The sequence below is a fragment of the Mesorhizobium sp. L-8-3 genome, from assembly GCF_016756615.1.
Taxonomy (GTDB): Bacteria; Pseudomonadota; Alphaproteobacteria; order Rhizobiales; family Rhizobiaceae.
The window spans coordinates 1,861,536-1,887,272 of the sequence record NZ_AP023262.1 but is presented as its reverse complement, the minus strand read 5'-3'; the positions used below and the strand labels follow the sequence as shown (position 1 = coordinate 1,887,272).

Below are 25,737 nucleotides of genomic sequence, written 5' to 3'. Positions count from 1 at the left end.
AATTTCGTTGCCGACTGTCCTCCCAAGACGCTTGAAATCTGTCAAGACCGCGTCTAGCATCCAGTTTGTCCGATATACAGGCATTGTGTCCGAAATATCAGACATGTGCAAGCCCTGGCGCGAGCAGACCGGACGGAGGAGGCGGTTCCCGCATCTCGTGGGAGCCAGTGGTTTTCTCGTCTCGATCCCGCAGTCGAGGCGCAACTCTGAACAGGGGAACAATCATGTCAAAATCGTCATTCCTCGAGCAATTCCAGCAAAAGTGCGCAGCGGCTTTGCGTCCGGAATTGCGTGGAAATGCGCTTGCGTCCGCGAGCGCGCTCTGCCTCGGCCTGTTGATGGCCGTCGGCGCCGGCTCGCAGGCCGAAGCCGCAGCCAATTGCATCAAGGGCGACCGCAAGGCGCCCTATACGATCGGCTGGGCCAACATCTATTCGGTACCGACCTGGATGAAGCAGACCCAGGGCACGATCGAGGCCCAGGTCGAGGAGCTCAAGAAGAAGGGCCTCGTCGACAAGCTCGTCGTCACGGACGCACAGGGCGACGCCAATGTGCAGATCCAGCAGATCCAGTCGATGATCGATTCCGACGTCGACGCCATCATCCTGATCGCCGGCTCGTCGACGGCTCCGGCCCGCGTGCTGGCCGACGCCTGCGCCAAGGGCATCGCCATCATCAATTTCGACAGCCTCGTCGACAGCAACGACGTCACCGCCAAGGTCAACACCGACTCGGCGCAGTGGGGCGAGCAGGCGGCGAAGTTCCTGATCGAGCAGATGGGCGGCAAGGGCAACATCCTGGTGCTCAACGGTCCGGCCGGCGTCTCGGTCAGCGACGACCGCCGCAAGGGCGCCGAGGCCACGCTGCAGGCCAACCCTGACGTCAAGATCCTGGCCGAGACCAACACGGCCTACAACGTCGCCCCCGCCCAGGAGGCCGTCACCAGCCTGCTCTTCGCCAACCCCGAGATCGACGGCATCCTGTCGCTCGGCGGCGCGCTGTCGGCCGGCGCCGTGCTCGCCCTCGACAAGCAGGGCCGCGACCAGGTTCCGATCACGGGCGAGAACGCGCGCCAGTTCCTCGAACTGTGGAAGGAGAAGGGCCTCAAGAGCTGGGCGACCATGCAGCCCAACTGGCTCGGCGCCTTCGCGACCTATGTCGCGGTGCAGGCGCTGGAAGGCAAGGACGTGCCGGCCTTCGTCAAGATCCCGCTGCCCGTCATCGACAACTCGAACATCGATGAGTATCTGGCCCGAGCCGCCGATTTCCCGGCTGACGGCTATATCTTTTCGCCATACGATCAGGCGCTGTTCGACAAGCTTCTGGCCGAGCAATAAGCCCGAAGGTCCGCGAAAGTGCTGGCTGGTCCCGCTCCGCTCCTGGCCGCGCGCGGGGTGTCGAAGTCTTTCTTCGGCAACCCCGTCCTGCGCGACGTCTCCATCTCGCTCCTGCCGGGCCGCGTGCATGCGCTGCTCGGCGAGAACGGCGCGGGCAAGTCCACGCTCATCAATCTTCTGTCCGGCGCCTTGTCGCCGGACAGCGGCGCGATCGAGGTCGACGGCCGTCAGGTGCCGCGTATGACTCCCCCCGAGGCGCGGCAGGCCGGCATCGCCGTCGTCCAGCAGGAACTCAGCCTCACGGCGAGCCTCTCGATCGCCGAGAACATCGGGCTGGGCGCCTATCCCAGGCGCTTCGGCCTGGTCGACTATAAGGAGCTCGCCGCCCGCGCGGCGGCGGCGTGCAAGCTCGTCGGCCTCGACGAGCCGCTGTCCACGCCGGTCGGCGAGCTCTCGCTCGGCCGGCGCCAGATGGTGGAGATCGCCAAGGCGCTCTACCGTAGGCCGCGCGCGCTGATCCTCGACGAGCCGACCTCATCGCTGTCGGCGACGGAAACCAGCATCCTGACCGCGCTCCTTGAGCGGCTGCGTCGCGAGGGCGTCGCCATCCTCTATATCTCGCACCGGCTGAACGAGGTGATGGCGCTCTGCCAGCACGTGACAGTGCTGAAGGATGGGACCTGCACGGCGGACCGCCCGCTGGAGGGGACCGACGCCGCCGGGCTCGTGCGCCTGATGGTCGGACGCGACCCGGGCGACCTGTTCCCGAAATGGACGCCCGCGCCTTCCGCCGGCACCGTGATGTCGGTGCGCGGCTTATCGTCAGGCATGATGCGCGACGTCGACCTCGACATCAGCGCCGGCCAGGTTCTGGGCATAGGCGGCCTCGTCGGCCAGGGCCAGGAAGACCTGCTGCTCGGCCTCTATGGCGCGCTTCCGGCCAAGGCCGCGACGGCGTCGGTCGGCGGTACGACAGGCCTGCCCGGCGGCGTGCCCAAGGCCAACCGGCTCGGCCTCGCCTATGTGCCGGCCGATCGCAAGCGCGAAGGCCTGCATCTCATCCATCCGATCCTGACCAACCTCATGCTGCCCGCCTTCGCGCGGCTTCCGGCACTGAAGCTGCGCAACCGCGCCGGGGAGAAAGCGACGGGGCAAAGCCTTGCTGCCCGCTTCGCCATCAAGGGCGACCTGGGGCGTCCGGCGCAGGCGCTTTCGGGGGGCAACCAGCAGAAAGTGGCGCTGGCCAAATGGATGCCACATGAACCGACAGTGCTCCTGCTCAACGACCCGACGCGCGGCGTCGACGTCGAGACAAAGCGCGAGATCTACATCATGCTCCGCCAACTCGCAGCAAGCGGCAAGGCGGTCGTGCTGATGAGTTCCGACACGCCCGAACTGGTGCATCTTTGCGACCGCGTGGCCGTGGTCCGCGAGGGCCGCATCGCCGCCATGCTCGAACGCGAGGCACTCTCGGAAGAAGCGATCGTCGCCGCCGCCGTCGGCAGCGACCGTTCGAAGGTGGCAGCATGAGCGCCGTCCAGCCTTCTTCCAAGAGCCGTCCGCTCTACTGGCCCGTCCAGTCGCGGCGCAATGCCGGCGTGCACGGCCTCTTCGCCGTCGTGCTCCTGTTCCTGATCGCCTATGGCATCCTCTTCCCTGGCCTGTTCACTTTGGCGGGTTTCGCCAAGTTCACGCAGAGCTGGTTCCCTCTGGCGCTCGTCGCCATGGCGCAAGCGATCCTCATGCTGACCGGTGGCATCAGCCTCGCCATCGGCGCGACCGTCAGCCTCGGCGCCGTCATCGCGGCGACCACAATGTCAGGACCGCTCGGCGTCGTCGGCGGCACGGCAGCTGTGGTGCTCACCGGCCTCGGCATCGGCGCCGCGACAGGGCTGATCGTGGTGAAGCTCAGGCTTCCGGCGATCGTCGTCACTCTGGCCGGCTCCTTCATCGTCGGCGGCGCCGCGCTGCTGGTGCTGCCGCGGCCCGGCGGCTCCATTCCCGACTGGCTGTCGAACCTGCTCGCCGGCAACACGCCGGCGGCCTTCATCATCCTCGTCGTCATCGTCCTGTTGTGGAAGCTCTATCTCGCCACGCCGCTGGGGCTCAGCCTCTATGCCGCCGGCGAGAACCCGGTCGGCGCCTATCGTTCCGGCGCGCCGGTCGATGCCGCGCGCATCGCCGCCTATGCCATCAGCGGCCTGTTGTCGACCGGCGCGGGCCTGTTCGTCGCGGCCCAGACCGGCTCGGGCGATCCGGTCATCGGCACTGCTTTCACTCTGAACTCGATCGCCGCGGCCGTGCTCGGCGGCATCGGCTTCCTTGGCGGCCAGGGCACGATGCGCGGGGCGCTGGCCGGCAGCCTGCTGCTCAGCCTCATGATCAGCGTTATGTTCTTCCTCGGCTTCACGCCCGTCGCCCAATATGTCGCGCAGGGCCTGATCATCATCGGCGCCGTCGCGCTGCCGCAATTCCGCAAGGTGCAGAGATGAGCCAATCCGTTCCGGCACGCAGCCGCGCCCCTGTCATACCGGGCAGCCGGGTCATACTGGGCAGCCGGCCGTTCCTCACCTTCGCCGTGGTGGCGCTCGTCTGGATCGTCGCCAGCCTGCTGTCGCGCGGCTTCGGCGCCTTCGGCCATCTGCGCTATCTTGTCGAGCTGGCCGCCGTCATCGGCCTCGTCGCGGCCGGCCAGACCTTCGTGGTGATCGCCGGCGGCATCGATCTCTCGGTCGCGGCGATCGTCACCGTCAGCGCCGTCGGCCTGCCGCTGCTCGGCTGGCAGGGTGATCCGACCGGGCTCTCGGCGATCCTGCTGGTGCTCGCCATGACCACGGGTATCGGCCTCGTCAACGGGCTGGGCGTCGCCTTCCTGCGCGTCCATCCGATGATCATGACGCTGGCCATGGCGACCTTCCTTCAGGGGTTGCTGATCATCCTTGCCGGCGGCAGCGCGGTTTCGCTGCAGAACCCGCTGGTGAGCTGGCTCGGCAATGCGCGGCTGGCCGGCATTCCGGCAGGCGTGCTCCTGTGGATTGTGGTCTCGATCGCCGTGCTGGTCGTGATGCATGCGACGCCCTTCGGCGCCCGCGTCTTCGCGCTTGGCGCCAACCAGCGCGCCGCCGAGCTCTCCGGCGTGCCCGTGCCGTCCACGACGACCGTCGTCTATGGCATCAGCGGCTTCACCGCGGGACTTGCGGGCGTACTGGTGCTCGGGATGAACGGTCAGGGCTACGTCGGCATCGGCGACCCCTACCTGCTCGCCTCGATCGCGGCCGTGGTGCTCGGCGGCACCTCGATCCTGGGCGGCCTCGGCACCTATGCCGGCACCATTCCCGGCGCGGTGCTGCTGGTCACGATCACCGCGCTCATCACCGTCATCAACGCCTCGCCGGGCTGGCGCGCCATTTTGTTCGGCTCGCTGATCCTCGGCCTGCTATTGTTGTCCGGCCGGGAGGCTGCCCGGCGATGAGGTTTCCATGCGATAGACCCGCTCGGCCGTGCCGAAGAACAGCGCCCGCTGCTCGGCCTCGAAGAAATCGGCGGTGATCTCCTTGAAGGAATCGTACACCTCGTCGAAGGTCGCATGCAGTCCGGCGACCGGAAAGTCGCTGGCGAACATCGCGCGCCCCGGACCGAAGCAGTCGATGCACTGCATGATCACGGCCCTCAGGCTGTCGAGGGTCCAGTCATGATCATAGGCGACGAGGTCCGATATCTTGATCGCCACATTGTCGTGACTGGACAGGAGCCGCAGGCCCTCGCGCCAGCGGCGCATGCCGTCCTCGTCGCGGTCGATCGGGCTGCCGCAATGGTTGAGCACGAAGAGCTGGTCAGGGAACGCGGCGGCAAGACGCGCGGCATCAGCCAGCTGGCGCGGGAACACCATGAGGTCGAAGGCGAGCCCGTGCCGGCCGAGCCGGGCGAGGCCGGCACGCCAGGCCGGCTTGTCCATGATGCCGTCGCGCGGCGCGAAGCGGCGGGCGGGGTCGGGGTCCCAGCTCAATATGTCGCGCACGCCGACGACCCGCGGAAAGGCGGCCTGTGCTTCGATCAGTCCGGCAGCTTCGGGGCTCCCCAGCGGCACGGCCGCCACATAACGCGCCGCCACGCCGCCCGCCTTGTCGAGCGTCTCCAGCCATCGCGTCTCGCCGATGCCGTCGTCGGCGCGCCAGCCGGCCTCCACATGCACGGTCGCGACGACGTCGTGCCGCGCCGCGTCGCGCCGATAGTCCCGCGGCAGGTAGTCCCGCTGCAGCGGCCCGAGGTCGCCCAGCCCGCCGCGTTCGCCGGCCGCGGCCTCCAGCCACGGGTGGCGGCGCATGCCGAGGTCCCAGAGATGGTGATGGGCATCGATGATGGGACCGGAATAGATGGGCACGCTTTATCCTCGTTCCAATGGGCGCCGCGCGCTCCAACGGTCGATCATCGACCGTTGGCATGATTTGCCGAAGGGGTATCATCGGATGACCACCAGCGCACCACTCTTGTTGCCGACCGTCGCGAAGCCTGTCGAGCTCGACGATCTGATCCGCGGCGTGCCGCCGGGCACGGCGGGTTTCGATGGCGGCCAGGTCGCATCCAGGCGCTGGCACCCGGCCGACGGCAACATGTCGCTGCCGGTGCTGACGCTCGACACGGCGGCCTTCGCAGCCAATCGCGACCTCTTCCTTCGCTATGTCCGCGAACACGGCGTCGCCGTAGCGCCGCATGCCAAGACGCCGATGGCGCCGGACCTGGCGCGCTCGCTCGTCGAGGCCGGCGCCTGGGGCACCACGGTCGCCGACACCAGGCAGGCCTCGGTGATGCTGCGCGCTGGCCTCGACCGGCTCATTCTCGCCAACGAGGTCGGCGGTCTCGGCGGGGCGCGCCGGCTCGCCGCCCTTATCGCCACCCACCCGCATGGCGAGCTGTATGTCTTCGCGGATTCGGTCGCGGCGGTTGCGGCCCTGGCGCGAGCCTGGCGCGAGAATGCCGAGCTTCCACCGCTCCGCATCCTGGTCGAGACGGGCGCCGCCCGCGCCGGCGCCCGCACCACCTCGGATGCCGAGGCGATCGCCGATGCGATAACGGCTGCGGAGGGACGGCTTCTGCTGGCCGGCGTTGCCACCTATGAGGGGGCGGCCGCCCGGCCCGATCCGCAGCGCACGGACGAGGTGATATCAGGGCTCCTGTCCATGACGGCGGACATGTTCCTGCGCGTGCGGGCCCGGGTGGGCGGCGAGACGCCGCTGATCCTCACCGCGGGCGGTTCTGTCTTCTTCGACAAGGTGGTGGCCAGTCTCGCACCCCTTGTCGCGGCGGACGGGAAAGCGACGCTGGTGCTGCGCAGCGGCGCCATCTATTTCCACGACCACGGCGTCTATGACCGCGCCTTGGACCAGCTTGACGCCCGCCACGGCTTCGCCGTCGGCGGCGCCGAGGTTTCAGCGCGAAAAGCCTTCCGGCCGGCGCTGCGCCTATGGGCCGAAGTCCTGTCCCGTCCCGAGCCCGGCCTCGCGATCTGCGGCATGGGCATGCGCGACGTCTCCTTCGACCAGGGTTTTCCGATCGTGCTCGGGCTCTGGCGCGACGGCCGCCGCTTGACGTCGCCCGCGGCCAGGGTCGTCAAGCTCAACGACCAGCACGCTTTCATTGAGATGGAACGGGGCGTCGAGACCGACCGGGACGGTGACATCGCGGTCGGCGACGTGATCGAGTTCGGGATCTCGCATCCGTGCACATGCCTCGATCGCTATCGCGTGATGTTCGGCGTCGACGAGACAGGGCATGTCAGCCATGCCTTCCCCACCTTTTTCGGCTGATCCCTCGGGACGGCCGACGAGACCATGAACCAGAAGGAACCGACATGATCAGATATTACCAGTCCGGCAGCCGTATGTCGCAAGCGGTCGGCTATGGCGGGCTCGTGCATATCGCCGGCCAGGTCGCCGACAACCGCAAGGCCGGCATCGAGGCCCAGACGGCCGACGTGCTCGCCAAGATCGACGCTCTGCTTGCCGAGGCCGGCACCAGCAAGTCGAAGCTGGTGGCCGTCAACATCTTCCTGCCGCAGATCGGCGACTTCGAGACCATGAACAGGATCTACGATGCCTGGGTCGATCCGGAGCGGCTGCCGGCCCGCGCCTGTGTCGAGGCCCGCCTCGCCGATCCTGATCTCCGGATCGAGATCACCGCCGTCGCGGCGGTCTGACACCACCATGCATACCGGCCTCGTCCATCAGCTCGATTTCGATCGGGACGGCAGGACGCTCGACTTCCTGAGTATCCCCTTCTCGATCGACCGGTCGCCGTATTTCCAGGTCAAGGTGCCGATCTCGATCATCCGCAATGGCGACGGCCCGTCGGTATTGCTGATGGCGGGCAACCATGGCGATGAATATGAAGGCGAGCTGTCGCTCGCCAAGCTTATCCGCAGGCTCGATCCGGCGCGCATCAGGGGCCGCGTCACCATCCTGCCGATGGCGAACGCTCCGGCGGTGATGGCGGCCAGGCGCTGCTCGCCGCTCGACGGCGGCAATCTCAACCGCGCCTTCCCGGGAGACCCCTCCGGCACGCCGACGGCGCGGCTGGCGCATTTCCTGGAGAAGGAGATGTTCCCACGCCACGACATAGTCTTCGACATCCATTCGGGCGGCACCTCTATGGAACATCTGCCGACCGCGCTCATCGAGCGAAACGACGATGCCGAAAGACACGAGCGGGCGCTCGGCCTGATGCGCTCTCTCGGCATGGCTCACGCCTTCGTCGCCGACAACGGCCCGGCGGCGCCGACCTCGATGGGAGCGGCCCGGCGCGCCGGTTCCATCGGATTGAGCGGCGAGTTCGGCGGCGGCGGCACGGCGACCATCGACAGCATGGCGGTCACCGCGCGCGCCCTCGACAATCTGCTTCTGGCCGCCGGTGTCACCGACGAAGCCGTGCTTGGCACACCGCCTTCACAGGGCGTCCCCACCCAGCTTCTTTCGCTCACCCGGCACAGCCAGGGCATCTACGCCACGCGGCGCGGATGGTACGAGCCCGCCGTGCGGCTGGGCGACCGCGTGGCGGCGGGCACGATCGCCGGCTGGTTCCACGACCTCGAAAGGCTTGACATGCCCGAAGAGCCCCTGTTCTTCGCCGAGGCCGGCATCGTGATCTCGCGCCGGCTGCACACGTACTGCGAAGCCGGCGACTGCCTGATCCAGGTCGCCGAGCCGGTTGAGGCCTGACGACGACGATGGACACGCTGATCCGGGACGCCCGCATCATCGACGGGTCAGGCGCACCCTGGTTCCGGGCGGACCTGCGCATCAGTGGCGGGCGTATCGCCGCCGTCGGGCCGCATCTTTCCGACGACGGCGCGACCGTTGTGAACGCGGGCGACCGATATCTGGCGCCCGGCTTTATCGACGCGCACTGCCACGACGACCTGATCACACTTCGCGAGCCGCAGCGGCTGGAGAAGATCATGCAGGGGGTGACGACGGTCGTCGTCGGCAATTGCAGCTTCTCCCTCTACCCCGTCGCGGCAGGCTCGCGCCGGCTGCTTGCCGAGCATTTCGGCGCCCTGCTCGGCGCCACCGCCGATGACGAGGTCTTCGCCGATCTGGATGGCTACCGTAACGCCCTGGAAGGACGCGGAGCGGCGCTCAACGTCGTCTCGCTGGTCGGCCATGCCGCGCTGCGGCTCGCCGTCATGGGTTTCGAGCAACGCGCCGCGACGACCGAGGAAAGGCAGGCAATGCAGCGGCTGCTGGCGGGCCAGCTTGAGCAAGGCGCCGCCGGCCTGTCGCTCGGCCTGGTGTATCCGCCGAGCGCCCATGCCGACCAGGCGGAGCTCGTCGCGCTGGCCGAGACGGTGCGTGACCACGGCAAGCTGCTCACCGCTCATATCCGCAGTTACGAGGGCGGCCTGATCGCCTCGACCGAAGAATTCCTGTCGATCCTGCGCAGCGCCGGCACCGCCGGACTGCTGTCGCATCTCCAGTCCGCCGGACGGCCGAACTGGGGCAACGTGCCCAAGGTCATCGAGCGCCTGGAGACGGCCCGCAGCGAAGGGCTCGACGTCTCCTTCGACATGTATCCCTATCCGGCCGGCAGCACCTATCTGCTCCAGCTCCTGCCGCCCGAAGCGCTCGCCGGCGGCCATGCCGCGCTGGTCGAGCGCCTCGCGGACGCTGCCTATCGCGACGATCTCAGGCGCTGGATCGAAGAGGGCGGCAGCGACCCGCACCGCCAGTCGAAAGTGTCGCTGATCGGCTGGGAGAATGTTCGCCTCTCGGCCATCGGCACGGCCGCGCTGAAGCATCTCGAAGGACAGTCACTGGCCGATTCAGCGGCCAGCGAAGGCAGTACGCCTTTCGACCTCTTGGTTCGGCTCATCGTCGAGGACCAGGGCCAGACCGGCATCGTGCTGTTCCAGCTCGACGAGGGCGACCTCCATGCCGCCTGCACCCATCGATTGCACCTCGCCTGCTCCGACGGCCTGCCGCGCATCGGCACGCGCCCGCATCCGCGCGGTTTCGGCAGCTTCGCGCGTTTCGCCGGCCGGCTGGTGCGCGACGGCTGGTTTCCGATCGAGGACGCCGTGCGGCGCATGACGTCGGCGCCGGCGCAACGCTTCAACCTCACCGATCGCGGCGTCATCAGGCAGGGACTGGTCGCCGACCTCACGCTGTTCGACGCGGCGATCGACGACCCCGCGACCTTCGACGACCCCGTGCGGATCGCCACCGGGGTCAACCACGTCTTTGTCGCCGGCGAAGCGGTCGTCGCCGATGGGCAGCCGACCGGCAGCCTGCCGGGAAAAATCATTCCCTAAAGATCATTCCCTGAGGAGTTCGCCATGCAGCTTTCGATGTGGACCTATCCCTGGGATATCCAGGACATCGGCTACGACACGGTCGAGCGCGAATTGCGCGAGAGGGCCGGGCTCGACACGGTGAGCGTCGCCACGTCCTATCACGCCGGCCGCTTCCTGCAGCCGCGCAGCCCCCGCCGCAAGGCCTATTTCCCGGAAGACGGCACGATCTATTTCGAGCCGACCGCCGCGCGATGGGAAGGGCTGCCGATCCAGCCGAAGGTCGCCGACGTCATCCGCGAGGGCGGCGATGTGCTCGGCGAATTCGTCAGACGACGCGAGACGACCGGGATGCGGGTCTCGTGCTGGACGGTCTGCCTGCACAATACGCGGCTCGGCATGCTCCATCCCGATGCCGTGACCCGCAACGCCTTCGGCGATCCCAACTACTACAATCTCTGTCCGTCCAATGCCGACGCGCGGACCTATGTCAGGACACTCGTCGAGGACGTGACGCACACCTATCGGCCCGACCGGATCGAGCTCGAAAGCCCGTGCTTCATGGGCTTTGCGCATGAGTACCACCATGAGAAGGACGGCGTCGGCCTGACACCCGAGGACGACTTCCTCCTGTCCCTGTGCTTCTGCGCCTCCTGCGTGGGTCGCGCCAAGGCGGCCGGCGTCGATGCGGAACCCGCGCGAAGGCTCGTCCGGCAATGGATCGCCGAAAGTTGCGAGCGGCCGGTGCCGGCGCGCCGGTTCCCGGACTTCCCGGCGCGTGGGCTCGACACTTTCGCGCCCTGGCCCGAACTCCATGCTTTCCTGCTCTGGCGCTTCGAGCCGGTGACCAGCCTGGTCGCCGAGATCCGCGAAGTGGCCGATCCTTCGACACAGGTCGTGATGATCGATCTGAAGGACGGCTGGCTCGGGGGCTGCGATCTCGCCGCGCTCGGCAAGGCCTGTGACGGCGCGATCCTGTGCGCCTATGACATGCACGCCGAAGCCGTCCGCGATCTTCTTGCGGCTGGCCGCGCGGCTCTCGGGCCCGAGAAGTTCCTCGGTACGGGCTACCGGCTCTTCTATCCGGAGATGTCCAGTCCCGAAGTGCTGGCGTCCAAGGTGCAGCCGGCGCTGGAGGCCGGCATCGACGGCATCAACTTCTACAATTACGGGCTCGTCCCCGCCGCGCGGCTGGACTGGGTGGGACAGGCGCTCGGCAAGCAAGGCGGCTGAGCGCGAGTACGGCAACGCCACTGCTGGCCAAGTCTTGTGATATGTTGCCCCAGACGAGGAGGGCAATGGGAAGGGGTGAGGCTATGGCGAGAAGCTCTGAGAAATCAACTCGAGAAAGTCCAGTGACAGGCGCCCGTGTGAATCCCGGGGCGCAGACGGACGCGGATACCGACCTCATCGAGTGCGCGCTTGCGAACGTCGCGCTCGAAGACGATTTCGCTGAAATCTTCAGAAGCTCCTGAGGCAAGGTCGATCCGGATCTGAAGCTGGGTTTCTGATGCCGACAAGGCTCGACTGGACGGGGCGCCAACCCTGCCCGGCCATGTGCCCCCGCTCAGAGATAGACGCCAACACCTTGGCGTAGCCGATACCGAAGTGGTATCACTTTGGTATTAGCCAGATTCGAGTGCGCCGGCATGCTGACGTTTGAAGGGTTCAGGCTGAACCATTCGACACCCGCCTATCGCCAGCTGAAAAGCTGGATCGCCGACGCCATAAGGGACGGCAGGGCCAACCCCGGCATGCCACTTCCATCCGAGCGGGAGCTCGCCGACCAACTGGAAATCTCGCGCGTGACCGTGCGCAAGGCGCTCGACGAGCTCGTCGCGGACGGGCTGGTCACGCGCCGGCGCGGCAGCGGCACCTATGTGGCGGAACCGCCGCAGCGTGTCGCCCAGAGCCTCTCGCGACTCTACTCCTTCAGCGAGGACATGCGCGCCCGCGGCCGCGAGCCGGGGACGACATGGCTTTGCCGCGAGATCGCCGCGGCGAGCGCGGAGGAGGCACGCCGTCTGGGCATCGAGCCCGGCGAGCCGGTGGCCCGACTGCACCGGCTGCGTTTCGCCGATGGCGAACCGATCGCGCTGGAATGGACGGTGAGCCCGCTCAGCCTGCTGCCCGACCCGCAGCAGGTCGGCGCCTCCTTCTACGAAGCGTTGCGTGCGCAGGGCCATCCGCCGGTCCGGGCGAGCCAGCACATCACCGCCGTGACCATAGACGGTCCTTGGTGCCGGCTGCTGAAGGTCAGCGAAGGCCATGCGGCCCTCGACATCCACCGTATCGCCGAACTGGCGGATGGTACTCCGGTCGAATGGACCCATTCCGTCTTCCGCGGCGACGCCTATGATTTCGTCGTCGATCTTTCGTTTCCGGAATAGCCGCCCTTGATCCCGACGGATTTCGTGAGCCATCGCGGACCTTGCCTACGTCAGACATACTCGCTCGAACTGGATTTCTCATGAGGCGATTTCTACTGGGCATCGACGCCGGGTCCACCATGACCAAGGCCGCGGTCTTCGACCGGGACGGGACGGAGATCGCCGGCAGCGGCCATCGCATCGCCATCCAGCGTATGCAGCCCGGCTGGTGCGAGATCGACCCCGCAGACGCCTGGAAGGCAACGGGTGCGGCCATACGCGATGCGCTCGAGAAAGCCGGCATCGCCGGCGACGACATCGCAGCGGTTGGCCTTTCCGCCGCCATGGTCGGTATCTGGCTGGTCGATTCCGCGGGCAATGCGTTGCGGCCCGGCGTCAACTGGGAGGACAGCCGGACCCAGGCCATGCTCGACCAACGGCTTGCCGACGATGCTGATTTCTACGCCAAGGTCTTCCGGTCGAACGGCTGCGTGATGCAGCAAGGCTGCACGCTGCCGCTGCTCGCCTGGCTGCGCGAGAACGAGCCCGACATCGTCGAGCGCGCCGCCCATGTCTTCAGCTGCAAGGATTTCCTGCGCATGAAGCTGACCGGCCTCGCCGCCGCCGACCGCACCGAGGCGGCCGTCGCGCCGGGCGACGCCAGGCTTCGTGACCGCAGCCCTGCGATGCTCGATCTCTTCGGCCTTGTGGACCTCGCGCAAAAGCTGCCGCCGGTGGCCGACTCCGAAAGCATCGCCGGGTACATCACCGCCGAGGCCGCGGCCGCCACCGGCCTCAGGGAAGGCACCCCTGTGGCGATCGGCGCCGGCGACGTGCCGGCGACCGTCACAGGCGCCAGCGCGCTGGAGAACGGCATGGCCATGGCCGTGCTCGGCACCACCTGCATCGTCGGCGTCGTCTCCGACAAGCCGATCTTCACCCCGCCGAATCTCGGCCTGCTCTTCACCTTGCCAGGAGAAGCCTGGTTCCGCGCCATGGTCAATGTGGCCGGCACGCTGAACCTCGACTGGGCGATCGACACCATCCTGGGCGAGGCGGCGCGCGACGCTGCTTTATTCTCCCGGCTCGACCAGATGATCGGAGCCGTGCCGATCGGATGCGACGGCGTGGTCTTCCTGCCCTATCTCAGCGAGAGCGGCATCATCGCCCCCGTTTTCGACGCTCAGGCGCGCGCCGGCTTCTACGGTCTCACGCCTCGACATGGCCGCGCCCATATGATGCGGGCGGTCTATGAGGGCGTGGTCCTTGCGATCCGCGACCTGCTGTCCGACCTGCCGCCGATCGACGACGCGCTTCTCCTCACCGGCGGCGGCGCCCGCAGCCGCTTGTGGACGCAGATGATCGCCGATGCCCTGGGCAAGACCGTGCTCGTGCCGGCCGGCACCGAGTTCGGCGCGCGGGGCGCCGCGCTGCTCGCCGCAACCGCGATCGGCTGGCATCGTTCGATCCGGGAGGCCTCGGTCTCGACGCGCCGGATCGAGCGTCGCCAGGCTCCCGATCCCGACCGCAGGCAGGAATGGGAACGCGCCTTCGCAGCCTATCGGCGGTTCCGCGATCGCGCGCTCAGCCCGTAAGGCCGTCCAGGTCACACTCCTTTCGAAACTGTGCGAATCGCGATCTGGCCGTGCTCCGGCTCGTTGACTGCACGCGGCTTGCCTGAGTAGATTGAGTGGTACATACCACCCAGCCAAGCGGAATATACCGCCAATGATGTCAAGCCTTCTGGCCGGCCCGGCGCCCGATCAGGTCCCGCTCTACCGGCGCATCGCCGGCGAGCTCGAGGCCAAGATCGGCTCGGGCGCGCTCAAGACGGGCGATCGCCTGCCCTCCGAGCGACAGATCGCCGAGGATTTGGGCGCCAGCCGCATGACCGCCCGCCAGGCGCTGAAGCTGCTGGAGCAGCGCGGCTTCGTCGAGACGCGCGTCGGGCGCGGATGTTTCGTCATCTATCCGCGCATCGAGAAGCAGTTGCGCACCCTCAACGGCTTCACCGAGGAGATGCGCCGTGGCGGACGGCATGTTTCGAGCATCGTGCTCGACGCCGGCACGGCTGCCGCCGACAAGGAAGCAGCGGCAGCACTCGGCATCGCCGAGAACACGCCGGTGCACCGGCTGGTCCGCATACGCCTCGTGGACGCCGAGCCAGTGGCCGTGGAGCGCACGGAGATCCCGGTGGCGCTGGCGCCCGGCCTGCTGGAACGCTCCGACTTCTCGATCGATTCGCTCTATCGGGTGCTGCGCGAAGAATTCGGCCAGGTTCCGACGGAGGCCGAAGAAAGCCTCTTCGCCGACACGCCCGACATGGCGACCGCAGCGGCGCTCGGCATTCCGGCCAGCGCGCCCGTGTTGCGCATCACCCGCTGCACCTTCGCGGGCGACGGTCGGCCGCTCGAATATGTGCGCTCTTCCTACCGGGGCGACTGTTTCAACATGCGGGTCAGGCTGAAGCTGACGAAGGAACCATGACAAAGACATCCACCCCCACCGCTGCCGCCTATCTCGGCGAACTGACCGAGCGCATCGGCAAGCTGCTCGAACAGAACGGGGAGGCCATCGCCGGGGCCGCTGATGCGATCGAGAAGACCGCGCGGGCGGACGGGCTCGTCTATATATTCGGGACCGGTCATAGCCACACCATGGCCGAGGAGGCGCACTACCGCGCCGGCGGCCTGGCGCTCACCGTCCCGATCCTGGCGGGCACCACCATGGTGCATGAGGGCGCGGTCGCCGGCACCGTGTTCGAGCGTATGCCCGGCATCGTGGCGCCGATCTTGGCGCGCTACCCGATCGGGTCGAACGACGTGCTGATCATTGTCTCCAACAGCGGGGTGAACGCGGCCCCCGTCGAGGCGGCCAGGATCGGCAAGGACGCTGGCGCGACCGTCATCGCCATCACTTCCGAGGGCTATTCGAAGCTGGCCGCGAAGGGCCGCACCCGGCTCGCCGACGTCGCCGACATCGTGCTCGACAACAATGCCCCGGCCGGAGACGCGATCACTGCGGTGCCGAACAGCGAACTGCGCGTCGGCCCGATCTCGACGCCGGTCGGCGCCGCTCTGATGAACGCCGTGCTGGCCGAGGTCGCGGCCCGGCTGCAGTCGTCCGGCGTCGCTGCGCCGATCTACCTCAGCGCCAATATGCCGGGCGCCGCCGAGGTCAACGAGGCGCTCGTCGCCCGCTACCGGCCGCGCAACCCGCATCTTTAGGCGCTTTTTCGGCAGAGAATTCCGTCGCTTTGGGGAGCGGCGAGACAAGAGGGAGAAACCAGGATGAAGAAGACCCTGACTTTGGCCGCGCTCGCGGCCACACTGCTCGCCGGGACGGCCTATGCCGAACCGGTGAACCTGACCTTCTGGCATATGGAACAGCCCCCGCATCGCGTTCAGCGCATGCAGGAGCTGCTCGACGAATTCAACAAGGCCCATCCCGATATCGTGGTGAAGCAGGAGCCGCAGAGCTGGGGCGAGGTCTACGCCAAGGCGCCGGCCGCCTTCGCGGCAGGCAACGGTCCGGACCTTCTGTTCGCGATCCCCGACTTCACCACCGTGCTCAAGGGTATCGACGCCGTCGTCCCGGTCGACGACATCGTCAAGGACCTCGACGCCAGGCATGGCTTCGTGGAAGCCACCGTCGCCCCCTACAGCTACGACGATCACGTCTGGGCGGTGCCGGCCTACAACATGGCGATTTCGCTGTGGTACCGGAACAGCGCCCTGAAGGCGGCCGGCCTCGAAGTGCCGAAGACTTGGACGGAATGGAAGGCGGCTGCGGAAAAGCTGTCCGCCGACGGCAGATACGGCATCGGCCTGCCCGCCAACAAGCAGCTCTATACCGATCAGACCGTCTACAGCTTCATGGTCAACAACGGTGCCGCCGACCTCTATTCCGAGGACGGCAAGATCACCTTCGACACGCCCGAGACCGTTGCCGCCTATCAGGCCTATGCGGACCTCCAAAAGCTGTCGCCGGCGGATAGCACCTCCTGGACATGGGGCGAGGCGGAAGCCTGCTTCGCCAGCGCGACCTGCGGCATGATCCTGCAGTTCAGCGTCATCAACACCTACGACACGCAGGCGGAAGGCGATGCCGCCGACCTCGGCGTGGCGGCGGTGCCGCACGCGGACGGCCAGGCGGACTCGGCGACCATCTCATATTCCAACGCCATCATGCTGACCACCAAGGACAAGGCCAAGCAGGACGCCGCCAAGGTGTTCCTGTCCTGGCTGATGGAGCCCGAGACCTATGGCCGCTTCCTGACCATGGAGCCGGGGCTCTTCCTGCCGGTCACCGATGACGGCGCCAAGGCGGACTCGTTCTGGAAGGACCCGGTCGTGGCCAAGTACAAGAGCCAGGTCGAGACCATGGTCGCCAACTCCAGGAACGGCAAGCTGTTCGGCTTCACCAACGGCAAGGTGTTCTCCTCGATCGGCGCCATCTCGGCGCAGAACGTGATCGCCGAGACCCTGCAGGACATCGTGGTGAACGGCCAGAGCCCCGCCGACGCCGTCAAGGCCGGCCAGGCGCGCATGGCCGAGATCACCGCCAAATAACACGCGTGGCGCCGGGGACGGACCATGATGAAGAACACGCCTCTGGCCTTCGTCTTTGTAGCCCCGGCGCTGCTTTTCCTGCTGGCCGTGCTCGGCTGGCCGCTCGTCCAGGCGATCCTGCTCAGCTTCCAGAATGTCGGCGTCATCGGCTCGGCGGGGAACTATGTCGGCCTCGACAATTATGTGGCCGTGATGGGCGGTGCGGGCTTCTGGAAAGCGCTCGGCCGCAGCGTCGTCTGGGTGGTCGCCAACGCGCTGGTCCAGACGCTGCTCGCGCTCGCCACGGCCCTCGTCCTCAACCAGAAATTCCCAGGCGTGCGCATCGCCCGGACCTGGGTGATCCTGACCTGGATCGTGCCTACCGTGGTCGTCGTCATCATCTGGCGCTGGCTGCTGTCGACATCGGGCGGCATGATCAACCCACTGCTGATGCAGGCCGGCGTGATCGACCGCCCCGTCGGCTTCTTCGCCACACGCGAAGGCGCCATGACGACGCTCGTCATGATCAATTCCTGGCGGTGGTTCCCGTTCACCGCGCTGATGATGCTGGCGGGCCTCACCCGCATTCCGGGCGATCTCTACGAGGCGGCGCGCATCGACGGAGCAAGCGCGTTCAGGCGTTTCACCCGCATTACCTGGCCCCTGCTGCAGCCGACGCTGATGGTGCTGGGCGTCGTCGGCACGCTGCTGTCCTTCAACGTCTTCGACGTGATCTGGCTGCTCACCGCGGGCGGCCCGGCGCAGGCCTCGCAGACCTTGCCCGTGCTGATCTACGAAACCGCCTTCAAGGGATACCGCCTGAGCGAGGCCGCCACCATCTCCGTGATCACCAGTATCCTCCTGATGGGCTTCGCCATCCTCACCACCCGCGCCATGATGGCGAACGAGGCCGCGCGATGAGACGAAGCCTTCCGCAATCGGCGTCGCTTCATGCGGGGCTGCTATTCCTGATGCTCCTCATCGGCCTGCCCTTCTGGTGGGTGATCACCGGCTCTATCAAGCTGCCGCGCGAGATCATCCAGCGCATGCCGACGATGTTCCCGCAAAGCTTCACCCTCCAGCATTTCGAGAAGCTGCTGCAGTCGTCCGATTTCCCTACCTATCTCGTCAACAGCCTGTTGGTCGCCCTGTTCTCGACGGCCGTGACGGTGCTGCTGGCGCTCCCCGCGGCCTATGCCTTCTTCCGTATGGAGTTTCCCGGCCGCAACGCGCTCTATCGGGTGATCCTGCTGGCCTACGCCTTTCCCGGCGTCGTCGTGCTGATCCCGCTCTACGGGCTGTTCTCCAAGGCCGGGCTGGTCGACAGCCGGGCGAGCCTCGTCATCGTCAACGTGGCCTTCGCGCTCCCCTTCTCGATCTGGATGATGCGCTCCTTTCTGGCGTCGGTGCCGAAGGAGATCGAGGAGGCGGCCATCGTCGACGGCGCGCCGACGACGACTATCTTGTTGCGCATCCTGATGCCGCTGATCGCGCCCGGGATTGCCAGCGTCGCGATCTTCGCCTTCATCTCGTCCTGGACCGAATATCTCTTCGCCTCGGTGCTGATCGTTTCCGACGCGCACCGTACGATCCCCGTCGGCTTCGCCGGCATCATCGGCCAGTATCAGATCGACTGGGGCCTGTTGCTCGCCGGCGCCACCGCCGCGACCATTCCCGTCGTCATCCTCTTTGCGCTCGTCGGCCGCTGGTTCGTCTCCGGCCTGACCGAAGGCGCGGTCAAATAGAACGGAACCCACGCATGGCAGGCCTCGCTCTCGACGCGGTCAAGAAGCGCTTCGGCGCCACCGAGATCATTACCGGCGTCGACCTCCAGGTCGCCGACGGCGAGTTCGTCGTCTTCGTCGGGCCGTCGGGATGCGGCAAGTCCACGCTGCTGCGAATGATCGCCGGGCTGGAGACCACATCCGAGGGCCGCATCGTGATCGGCGGGCGCGACGTCACCGACGAGGACCCGGCCCGGCGCGGCATCGCAATGGTGTTCCAAACCTATGCGCTCTATCCGCATATGACCGTCGCCGCCAATATGGGCTTCCCGCTGGAGATGGCGGGTCATCCCAAGGCCGAAATCGCGGCCAAGGTCGCCGACGCGGCGCGCATTCTCCATCTCGAGCCCTATCTGAAACGCAAGCCGCGCGAGCTTTCGGGCGGCCAGCGGCAGCGCGTGGCCATCGGCCGCGCCATCGTGCGCAAGCCGGAAGTGTTCCTGTTCGACGAGCCGCTCTCCAATCTCGACGCGGAACTGCGCGTCCAGATGCGCATCGAGATCGCGCGACTTCATCAGGAACTGAAGTCGACGATGATCTATGTCACCCACGACCAGGTCGAGGCGATGACGCTGGCGAGCCGCATCGTCGTCCTGAGAGCCGGCCGCATCGAGCAGGTCGGCGCGCCGCTCGAACTCTACGAGAACCCCGACAATGTGTTCGTCGGCGGCTTCATCGGCTCGCCCCGCATGAATTTCGTGCCGGCCATGGTGGCGGGCCGGGCCGGCGACAAGGCCGTGACGGTCGAGGCCGCCGAAGCCGGCCTCTCCGGCACGGTCGTCGCGACCCGCGGCACGCCGCCGGCACCGGGCACCGCGGTCAGCCTCGGCATACGTCCCGAGCATTTCGTCTCGGACAGTGCAGGCAGCGGCATCGAGGGCCGCATCACCGTCATCGAGCGACTGGGCGGCGTCACCTATGTCCACGCTTCGCTCGCCGACGGCAATTCGCTCACCGTCGAAAGCCGCGACGCCGCCGACCTCCGGCAGGGCGAGAGCGCGCGGTTCCATTTCGACGCCGCGCGCGCCTTCCTGTTCGGCGAAGACGGCCGGCGGATCTGATCCCGCGCCTACCCTGATCCACCCGAGCCGGCCGCTTTTGCCGTCGCGGGTCGGCAGCCTGCGCCGGCACGCAGGCGCTTGATCCAGCGCAATTTCTCCGTACCGCCGAGCGGCTATTGCCCTTGCAGGTCGTAGCATCATGAACCCGATCGGCTCGCCAGCGTTTGACAATGGCGACGGACGGGCAGGTTGCCCGACCGGCCGGCGTGGAAATACACTCGCGAACAGCCGCCGAGCCCTTGGCCCCTCTTTTCGAATGAAAGGACCGCACGCCATGAACGACGCCGACGCTGCCCCCCTCTCCGAGACCGAGCTCGAACAGATAGACGCCTATTGGCGGGCCGCCAACTACTTGACCGTCGGCCAGATCTATCTGCTCGACAATCCGCTGCTGCGCGAGCCGCTGCGGCTCGAACATGTCAAGCCGCGGCTGCTCGGGCATTGGGGTACGTCGCCGGGCCTGAGCTTCATCTACGCCCATCTGAACCGCGTGATCCGCCGGCAGAAGGCGAACATGATCTATATCTGCGGGCCGGGCCATGGCGGGCCGGCCATGGTCGCCAACGCCTATCTCGAAGGCACCTACAGCGAACTCAACCCCGATGTTCCGCTGGGCGAGGCGGGGCTGCGCAAACTGTTCCGGCAGTTCTCCTTTCCGGGCGGCATTCCGAGCCATGCCGCGCCGGAAGTGCCGGGTTCGATCCATGAAGGCGGCGAACTCGGCTACGCGCTTTCGCACGCCTATGGCGCGGCTTTCGACAATCCCGGGCTTGTGGTCGCCTGCGTGATCGGCGACGGCGAGGCTGAAACCGGCCCGCTGGCCACGGCCTGGCATTCCAACAAATTCCTGAACCCCATCCATGACGGCGCGGTGCTGCCGATCCTTCATCTCAACGGCTACAAGATCGCCAATCCGACGATCCTGGCCCGCATTCCTCATGCCGAGCTGCGGGCTCTGCTGGTCGGCTACGGCTATGATCCGCTGTTCGTCGAAGGCGACGAGCCGACGGCGATGCACCAGCGCATGGCGACCGTGCTCGACCAGGCGATGCGCAAGATCCACGCCATCCAGGACGCCGCCCGGTCCGGGCACGGCGGCACGAGGCCGGCCTGGCCGGTCGTCGTGCTGCGCAGCCCGAAAGGCTGGACCGGCCCGAAAGAGGTGGACGGGCTCAAGACCGAAGGTTTCTGGCGGGCGCATCAGGTTCCGTTGTCCGGCCTTGCCGACAATCCCGAGCATCTGAAGATGCTGGAAGAGTGGATGCTGAGCTACCGCCCGCAGGAGTTGTTCGACGATACCGGCCGGCCGAAGGAAGAGATCAGGGACACCACACCCACAGGCCCCTTGCGCATGAGCGCCAATCCCCACGCCAATGGCGGCCAGTTGCGCAAGCCTCTGGAACTGCCCGATTTGTCGAAGCATGCCGTCGGCGTACCGCAGCCCGGCGCCGCCAAGGCGGAGGCGACCCGAGTTATGGGCGGTTACCTGCGCGCGGTGATGCAGGCCAATCTCGCCGCGCAAAACTTCCGCATCGTCGGCCCGGACGAGACGGCGTCCAATCGCCTGCAGGACGTCTTCGAAGTGACCGAACGCGCCTGGATGGAGGAGATACTGCCGGAGGACGTCCATCTCGGACGGGACGGCAAGGTGCTCGAGATTCTCTCGGAGCATACCTGCCAGGGATGGCTCGAAGGCTATCTTCTCACCGGCCGCCATGGGTTCTTCTCCTGCTACGAGGCTTTCATCCACATCGTGGATTCCATGTTCAACCAGCATGCGAAATGGCTGGACGCGACCCGCGACATTCCCTGGCGACAGCCGATCGCCTCGCTCAACTACCTGCTGACCAGCCATGTCTGGCAGCAGGACCATAACGGCTTCAGCCACCAGGACCCCGGTTTCGTCGACGTCGCGCTGAACAAGAAGGCCGACATCGTGCGCGTCTATTTCCCGCCCGATGCCAATTCGCTGCTCTGCGTGACCGAACATGCGCTGCAGACCTGGGACCGCATCAACATCATCGTCGCCGGCAAGGCCCGGTCATGGCAGTGGATGTCGATGGAGGAGGCGCGGCTGCATTGCGACGCGGGTATCGGCATCTGGGACTGGGCCTGCCGGCACAACCGGCCGGAGCCCGACGTGGTGATGGCCTGCGCCGGGGACGTGCCGGCGCTCGAGACCCTGGCCGCCGTCGCCATCCTGCGCGAGCACCTGCCCGATCTCGCCGTGAGGGTGGTCAATGTCGTCGATCTGATGGCGCTGCAGCCGGAAGAGATGCACCCGCACGGACTTTCGGACGCGGCCTTCGACGCCCTCTTCACGACGAACCGCCCCGTAATCTTCGCCTATCACGGCTATCCCTGGACCATCCACCGGCTGACCTACCGGCGCACCAATCATGACAACATCCATGTGCATGGCTACAAGGAGGAAGGGACAACGACCACGCCTTTCGACATGACGGTGCTCAACGGCCTTGACCGATTCCATCTGGTGCTCGGCGTGCTCCGCCGGCTGCCGGGCCTGGGCGAGGCGGGCGACCACCTGCGGGCGCTGATGGAAGCCAGGCTGACCGAGCATCACGACTATATCCGGACTCACGGCCAGGACATGCCCGAGATACGCGACTGGCGCTGGACCTCGAACGCCTCGGCCTGACCGCGTCCAGTCCAGCAGGCATGGATGTTGACGTATCCAGGCGACGTCAGCCGCTGGCGCGGCCCGAAGTCGTGCGTGGTAGCGGTCGACAAACGCCCCAACAGTCGATCTCATCGACCGTTGCCATGACAGCGTTGCAGTCGGACAGCGGTAGCAGATAGTGTTGCAGCCGGGGATCGCAGCACACGTGTCACGGAAGTTCTACAAGTCTGGGCCAGTATCCCGGCCAACATCCCTGAAGGAGTGGATTCCATGAGTGATCTCGTCTTTATCGCCTTTCCCGATGAGCAGAAGGCAGAAGAGGTTCGGCAGAAAGTGCTCGGCCTCCAGCGGGAATATCTGATCGAACTCGGCGACGCCGTCGTGGTCGTCAAGGATGCCGACGGTCGGATCAAGCTGAACCAGCTCGTCAATTCGACCGCAGCGGGCGCCGTCTCGGGCGCCCTGTGGGGCACTCTCATCGGCTTCATCTTCCTGATGCCGCTTGTCGGCACCGCCATCGGTGCGGCTTCCGGCGCCCTCGGCGGCAAGCTGACCGACATAGGCATCGATGACAAGTTCATGAAAGAGGCCGCCGGCGTGCTGCAGCCGGGGACGGCCGGACTGTTCCTGCTGATCCGCAAGATGACAACGGACAAGGTTCTGGCAGACCTGAAGGGCATCGGCGGCACCGTCATGCGCACGTCGCTCGACGAGAAGGCGGAGGCCGCGCTGCGCGAAGCCATCGGCGGCCACGTTGTAAGCAGCGCCAAGGATACAGCCTCTTGATTTGATCTCGCGGAGGCTGCGGAGCACCGCATCGGGCTGGGAGTACGCCCGGCGATCGGTTCCGGTCGCCGGGTTCGCAGCAGCACGGCAACCAGTCGACCAGATCGGCTGACCGCGGAGAACTCTGTTCTGCGAGCCGTCGGAACATCGGTGTTCGGAGGCATGGTCGCCGCTTCCGCGATCGGAGTATTTCCGATTCTATGTGGTTATGGAGAAGCTGCGCGAATGAGGTCATGCCCGTTGTGTGCTCGGCCAGCCGCTCGATGTGGAGAAGCCGCAGCCCGGCGGCACCCGCGAAGCCATGGACATTCGCCCGAGCGAACAGGGGAGAGCCTATCCGGTCGTCGTTGACTGATCGCCGTCCGGTTCGCCCCGGCCGCCCCCAGGCACGGGTCCGAGCAGCGCCTTCAGGAACGCCTGGACGAGCGAGCGGCCGGCGTCGGCCTTGCGGTGGGCGACCTTGTGCATCGAACTGAACGCATAGGCCCTCGGCTTGATCGCACGCATCTCCCCCGCCTCCACCCAGGGCGCGGCGAAATGGCAAGGCAGGAAGCCGATGAAGTTGCCTGAGAGGATCAGCATGAGCTGCGCTTCCATATGGACCACCGACGCGCTCGCGCGCGGGTGCCCGACGAGATAGAGATCGTCGAAATGCCGATAGCTGCGCACGGAAAACCGCGCGGAATCGATCGCGTTCTGATCGATCCTGGCATCGGGCAGAGCAAACAGCGGATGCTGCCGGCCGCAATAGAGCTGATGGGGTTCGCCGCAATAGCTGCGATAGACGACCCCCGGCGCCTTCTGCGACAGAGGCCCGATGACGATGTCGCGGCCGCCATCGGCAACCTGCTGTTCCAGCTCTGAAGGCGTGCCGACCGTCAGGTCGATGAATACGTCGGAATCCGGTCGCATGAAGCGCTCAAGCGCATGATGGATTCCGAGCTCGCTGCTGGTGAACACACCGTCCGACGTGCCGATCCTGAGGCGACCCGAGAGGCTGCCGCTCGCCGCGCTGATCCTGTGCCCGAAATCGTCGAGATCGCGAAACAGCTTCTGCGCGGCGTCATAGGTCGCCTGTCCGACTTCCGTCAGGCGGAACTGCTTGCGCCCGCGATGGCAGAGCTGGGCGCCGATCCGCTTCTCCAGTTCCGCCAGATGCGTGCTCAGCGTCGGCTGGGACAGGTTGAGCGTGATCTGCGCGTCGGCGAAACCGCCGCAATCGGCGAGCGTCACGAAGATGCGCAGCAACCTGATGTCGATATTGTCGAGCCTTCGCATGCTCTCTCCATGGCTTCGATACATCGACATTATTCGATGCATACTTCCAAACAAACTCATTTACATCAATGTTGAAAACCGGGAACCTGCGTCCAACGAACAAAGGGGAACGACCGTGAAATCGACACTCAGGATTGCCTTGAGCGCCGCGCTGATGCTCGGCGGTTCGCAATTCGCCTTCAGCGCCGACCAGATCCGCATCCTGGCCCCGACCTGGCTGGGATTTGCGCCAGTCCACATCGCCGGCGATCTCGGATGCTTCACCGGCAAGGATCTCGACGTCAGCATCAAGTTCGAGGACGACCTGACCAATGTCATGGCGGCCATGGCCCGCGGCGACATCGAACTGCAGATGCGCTCGGTCGGCGAGTATCAGGGCCGGCCCCGCGACGCCTCCACGCCTGGGATCATCATCGGAACGATCGACGAGTCGGTAGGCGGAGACGGCGTCATCACCGACGACAGGATCAAGTCGGTCGCCGACCTCAAGGGCAAGGTGGTGGCGGCTGAACCGAATATTCCCTCGCGGCTCTTGCTTCAGATGGAATTGAAGCAGGCGGGCCTGACATTGGATGATCTACAGATCAAGGACATCGCGACCGCCGATACGGGGGCTGTCTTCGTCGACGATTCGATCGCGGCCATCGCCACCTACGAACCATTCATGTCGCAGGCGTTAAAGGCGTCCGGTCGCCCCGGCGCTCGCATGCTGGTGTCGTCGAAGGATCATCGCGGTCTGATCATCGATGCAATCATAGCCCGCAACGACGACTTCCAGGCCAATCCCGACAAATATGCCCGCTTCCTGGGCTGCATCTACGAGGCGGTCGATTTCATAAGGGCAGAACCCGAGAAGTTCGCCGAGATGGCGTCGAAACATTTCGGCCTTTCTCCGACCGAGGTCTCGGAGATCGTGACAAGCAGCCTGTCCTACACCACACTTTCGGAATCGCTCGCCTATATGGGCAAGGCAGGCGAAAAGGGCACCCTCCACACGATCTTCGACACGGTCATGGACCTCAACCTCGCCAATGGCGCGGCCGACAACAAGCTGGTCGCCGCCGACCAGATCGACAATTCGGCGATCAACGAACTCCCGCGCAAGTAGCACGCCTCCGATGGAGACCCGCCGAACCCGTTCGGCGGCCT

At 66.4% G+C, this 25,737-nt stretch carries 22 protein-coding genes; 20 read left to right on the top strand and 2 right to left on the bottom strand.

Annotated elements, in window-relative coordinates; genetic code table 11:
* The first annotated feature begins 224 nt into the window (after positions 1 to 224).
* Genes JN302_RS08825 through JN302_RS08810 form a run of 4 tightly spaced genes read left to right on the top strand, consistent with a single transcriptional unit; the run spans position 225 to position 4,809 of the window.
* Positions 225 to 1,337, top strand: a complete 1,113-nt coding sequence (locus JN302_RS08825; protein ID WP_202332623.1) for an ABC transporter substrate-binding protein — start codon at positions 225 to 227, stop codon at positions 1,335 to 1,337.
* A 21-nt stretch (positions 1,338 to 1,358) separates the two neighbouring features.
* Positions 1,359 to 2,867: a sugar ABC transporter ATP-binding protein gene (locus JN302_RS08820; protein WP_202314614.1), complete on the top strand. Its 1,509-nt coding sequence runs from the start codon at positions 1,359 to 1,361 to the stop codon at positions 2,865 to 2,867.
* The gene (locus tag JN302_RS08815) at positions 2,864 to 3,829 is read left to right on the top strand and encodes an ABC transporter permease (protein WP_202332622.1); all 966 of its coding nucleotides are present in this window, start codon (positions 2,864 to 2,866) and stop codon (positions 3,827 to 3,829) included. Before JN302_RS08820 ends, JN302_RS08815 begins: the two co-directional genes overlap by 4 nt.
* The gene (locus tag JN302_RS08810) at positions 3,826 to 4,809 is read left to right on the top strand and encodes an ABC transporter permease (protein ID WP_202332621.1); all 984 of its coding nucleotides are present in this window, start codon (positions 3,826 to 3,828) and stop codon (positions 4,807 to 4,809) included. The genes JN302_RS08815 and JN302_RS08810 overlap by 4 nt, the downstream gene beginning before the upstream one ends.
* On the opposite strand, the gene JN302_RS08805 is transcribed toward JN302_RS08810, so the two are convergent.
* Positions 4,774 to 5,718 (bottom strand): amidohydrolase family protein, encoded by a 945-nt coding sequence (locus JN302_RS08805; RefSeq protein ID WP_202332620.1) that lies wholly within the window; start codon positions 5,716 to 5,718, stop codon positions 4,774 to 4,776. The two genes, JN302_RS08810 and JN302_RS08805, sit on opposite strands and share 36 nt — an antisense overlap.
* Before the next feature lie 85 nt (positions 5,719 to 5,803).
* On the opposite strand from JN302_RS08805, the gene JN302_RS08800 reads away from it, so the two are divergent.
* The 15 genes from JN302_RS08800 (at position 5,804) to JN302_RS08730 (ending at position 23,310) form a co-directional block, all read left to right on the top strand.
* A complete protein-coding gene (locus tag JN302_RS08800) occupies positions 5,804 to 7,141 on the top strand; it encodes an alanine racemase (protein ID WP_202332619.1) in 1,338 nt (445 codons plus the stop codon).
* A 44-nt stretch (positions 7,142 to 7,185) separates the two neighbouring features.
* On the top strand, positions 7,186 to 7,530 hold the full coding sequence (locus tag JN302_RS08795; protein WP_202332618.1) for a RidA family protein: 345 nt from the start codon (positions 7,186 to 7,188) through the stop codon (positions 7,528 to 7,530).
* 7 nt (positions 7,531 to 7,537) lie between these two features.
* Positions 7,538 to 8,548, top strand: coding sequence for a succinylglutamate desuccinylase/aspartoacylase family protein (locus tag JN302_RS08790; protein WP_202332617.1), 1,011 nt, complete (start codon positions 7,538 to 7,540; stop codon positions 8,546 to 8,548).
* 8 nt (positions 8,549 to 8,556) lie between these two features.
* On the top strand, positions 8,557 to 10,140 hold the full coding sequence (locus JN302_RS08785) for an N-acyl-D-amino-acid deacylase family protein (protein ID WP_202332616.1): 1,584 nt from the start codon (positions 8,557 to 8,559) through the stop codon (positions 10,138 to 10,140).
* A 24-nt stretch (positions 10,141 to 10,164) separates the two neighbouring features.
* Positions 10,165 to 11,352 carry a hypothetical protein gene (locus JN302_RS08780; RefSeq protein ID WP_202332615.1) on the top strand — a complete coding sequence of 396 codons (1,188 nt, stop codon included), beginning with the start codon at positions 10,165 to 10,167 and terminating at the stop codon, positions 11,350 to 11,352.
* A 416-nt stretch (positions 11,353 to 11,768) separates the two neighbouring features.
* Complete coding sequence (locus tag JN302_RS08775) at positions 11,769 to 12,509, top strand: GntR family transcriptional regulator (protein ID WP_202311323.1); 741 nt, start codon at positions 11,769 to 11,771, stop codon at positions 12,507 to 12,509.
* Positions 12,510 to 12,589: 80 nt separating this feature from the next.
* Entirely contained in the window at positions 12,590 to 14,083 is a 1,494-nt protein-coding gene (locus JN302_RS08770) for an FGGY-family carbohydrate kinase (protein ID WP_202332614.1), read from the top strand.
* Positions 14,084 to 14,216: 133 nt separating this feature from the next.
* Entirely contained in the window at positions 14,217 to 14,975 is a 759-nt protein-coding gene (locus tag JN302_RS08765) for a GntR family transcriptional regulator (protein WP_202311318.1), read from the top strand.
* On the top strand, positions 14,972 to 15,715 hold the full coding sequence (locus JN302_RS08760) for an SIS domain-containing protein (protein ID WP_202332613.1): 744 nt from the start codon (positions 14,972 to 14,974) through the stop codon (positions 15,713 to 15,715). Before JN302_RS08765 ends, JN302_RS08760 begins: the two co-directional genes overlap by 4 nt.
* 63 nt (positions 15,716 to 15,778) lie before the next feature.
* Complete coding sequence (locus JN302_RS08755; protein WP_202311314.1) at positions 15,779 to 17,059, top strand: ABC transporter substrate-binding protein; 1,281 nt, start codon at positions 15,779 to 15,781, stop codon at positions 17,057 to 17,059.
* Positions 17,060 to 17,086: 27 nt separating this feature from the next.
* On the top strand, positions 17,087 to 17,959 hold the full coding sequence (locus tag JN302_RS08750) for a carbohydrate ABC transporter permease (RefSeq protein WP_244846256.1): 873 nt from the start codon (positions 17,087 to 17,089) through the stop codon (positions 17,957 to 17,959).
* Positions 17,956 to 18,783, top strand: a complete 828-nt coding sequence (locus JN302_RS08745; RefSeq protein WP_202311300.1) for a carbohydrate ABC transporter permease — start codon at positions 17,956 to 17,958, stop codon at positions 18,781 to 18,783. Before JN302_RS08750 ends, JN302_RS08745 begins: the two co-directional genes overlap by 4 nt.
* Before the next feature lie 14 nt (positions 18,784 to 18,797).
* Entirely contained in the window at positions 18,798 to 19,883 is a 1,086-nt protein-coding gene (locus JN302_RS08740; protein WP_202311298.1) for an ABC transporter ATP-binding protein, read from the top strand.
* Between the two features lie 274 nt (positions 19,884 to 20,157).
* Positions 20,158 to 22,542 carry a phosphoketolase family protein gene (locus JN302_RS08735; protein WP_202311296.1) on the top strand — a complete coding sequence of 795 codons (2,385 nt, stop codon included), beginning with the start codon at positions 20,158 to 20,160 and terminating at the stop codon, positions 22,540 to 22,542.
* Positions 22,543 to 22,794: 252 nt separating this feature from the next.
* Positions 22,795 to 23,310, top strand: a complete 516-nt coding sequence (locus tag JN302_RS08730; protein WP_202332611.1) for a DUF1269 domain-containing protein — start codon at positions 22,795 to 22,797, stop codon at positions 23,308 to 23,310.
* A 333-nt stretch (positions 23,311 to 23,643) separates the two neighbouring features.
* Here JN302_RS08730 and JN302_RS08725 read toward each other — a convergent pair whose 3' ends face one another.
* Positions 23,644 to 24,588: a LysR family transcriptional regulator gene (locus JN302_RS08725; protein ID WP_202332610.1), complete on the bottom strand. Its 945-nt coding sequence runs from the start codon at positions 24,586 to 24,588 to the stop codon at positions 23,644 to 23,646.
* Positions 24,589 to 24,703: 115 nt separating this feature from the next.
* On the opposite strand from JN302_RS08725, the gene JN302_RS08720 reads away from it, so the two are divergent.
* A complete protein-coding gene (locus tag JN302_RS08720) occupies positions 24,704 to 25,696 on the top strand; it encodes an ABC transporter substrate-binding protein (RefSeq protein WP_244846255.1) in 993 nt (330 codons plus the stop codon).
* Positions 25,697 to 25,737: the final 41 nt, after the last annotated feature.

What these genes read in the sequence shown, in the direction of transcription:
- JN302_RS08825 (WP_202332623.1), top strand. Translation starts at nt 225, where the DNA reads ATGTCAAAATCGTCATTCCTCGAGCAATTCCAGCAAAAGTGCGCAGCG.
- JN302_RS08815 (WP_202332622.1), top strand. Translation starts at nt 2,864, where the DNA reads ATGAGCGCCGTCCAGCCTTCTTCCAAGAGCCGTCCGCTCTACTGGCCC.
- JN302_RS08810 (WP_202332621.1), top strand. Translation starts at nt 3,826, where the DNA reads ATGAGCCAATCCGTTCCGGCACGCAGCCGCGCCCCTGTCATACCGGGC.
- JN302_RS08800 (WP_202332619.1), top strand. Translation starts at nt 5,804, where the DNA reads ATGACCACCAGCGCACCACTCTTGTTGCCGACCGTCGCGAAGCCTGTC.
- JN302_RS08795 (WP_202332618.1), top strand. Translation starts at nt 7,186, where the DNA reads ATGATCAGATATTACCAGTCCGGCAGCCGTATGTCGCAAGCGGTCGGC.
- JN302_RS08790 (WP_202332617.1), top strand. Translation starts at nt 7,538, where the DNA reads ATGCATACCGGCCTCGTCCATCAGCTCGATTTCGATCGGGACGGCAGG.
- JN302_RS08785 (WP_202332616.1), top strand. Translation starts at nt 8,557, where the DNA reads ATGGACACGCTGATCCGGGACGCCCGCATCATCGACGGGTCAGGCGCA.
- JN302_RS08780 (WP_202332615.1), top strand. Translation starts at nt 10,165, where the DNA reads ATGCAGCTTTCGATGTGGACCTATCCCTGGGATATCCAGGACATCGGC.
- JN302_RS08775 (WP_202311323.1), top strand. Translation starts at nt 11,769, where the DNA reads ATGCTGACGTTTGAAGGGTTCAGGCTGAACCATTCGACACCCGCCTAT.
- JN302_RS08770 (WP_202332614.1), top strand. Translation starts at nt 12,590, where the DNA reads ATGAGGCGATTTCTACTGGGCATCGACGCCGGGTCCACCATGACCAAG.
- JN302_RS08765 (WP_202311318.1), top strand. Translation starts at nt 14,217, where the DNA reads ATGATGTCAAGCCTTCTGGCCGGCCCGGCGCCCGATCAGGTCCCGCTC.
- JN302_RS08760 (WP_202332613.1), top strand. Translation starts at nt 14,972, where the DNA reads ATGACAAAGACATCCACCCCCACCGCTGCCGCCTATCTCGGCGAACTG.
- JN302_RS08755 (WP_202311314.1), top strand. Translation starts at nt 15,779, where the DNA reads ATGAAGAAGACCCTGACTTTGGCCGCGCTCGCGGCCACACTGCTCGCC.
- JN302_RS08750 (WP_244846256.1), top strand. Translation starts at nt 17,087, where the DNA reads ATGAAGAACACGCCTCTGGCCTTCGTCTTTGTAGCCCCGGCGCTGCTT.
- JN302_RS08745 (WP_202311300.1), top strand. Translation starts at nt 17,956, where the DNA reads ATGAGACGAAGCCTTCCGCAATCGGCGTCGCTTCATGCGGGGCTGCTA.
- JN302_RS08740 (WP_202311298.1), top strand. Translation starts at nt 18,798, where the DNA reads ATGGCAGGCCTCGCTCTCGACGCGGTCAAGAAGCGCTTCGGCGCCACC.
- JN302_RS08735 (WP_202311296.1), top strand. Translation starts at nt 20,158, where the DNA reads ATGAACGACGCCGACGCTGCCCCCCTCTCCGAGACCGAGCTCGAACAG.
- JN302_RS08730 (WP_202332611.1), top strand. Translation starts at nt 22,795, where the DNA reads ATGAGTGATCTCGTCTTTATCGCCTTTCCCGATGAGCAGAAGGCAGAA.
- JN302_RS08725 (WP_202332610.1), bottom strand. Translation starts at nt 24,588, where the DNA reads ATGCGAAGGCTCGACAATATCGACATCAGGTTGCTGCGCATCTTCGTG.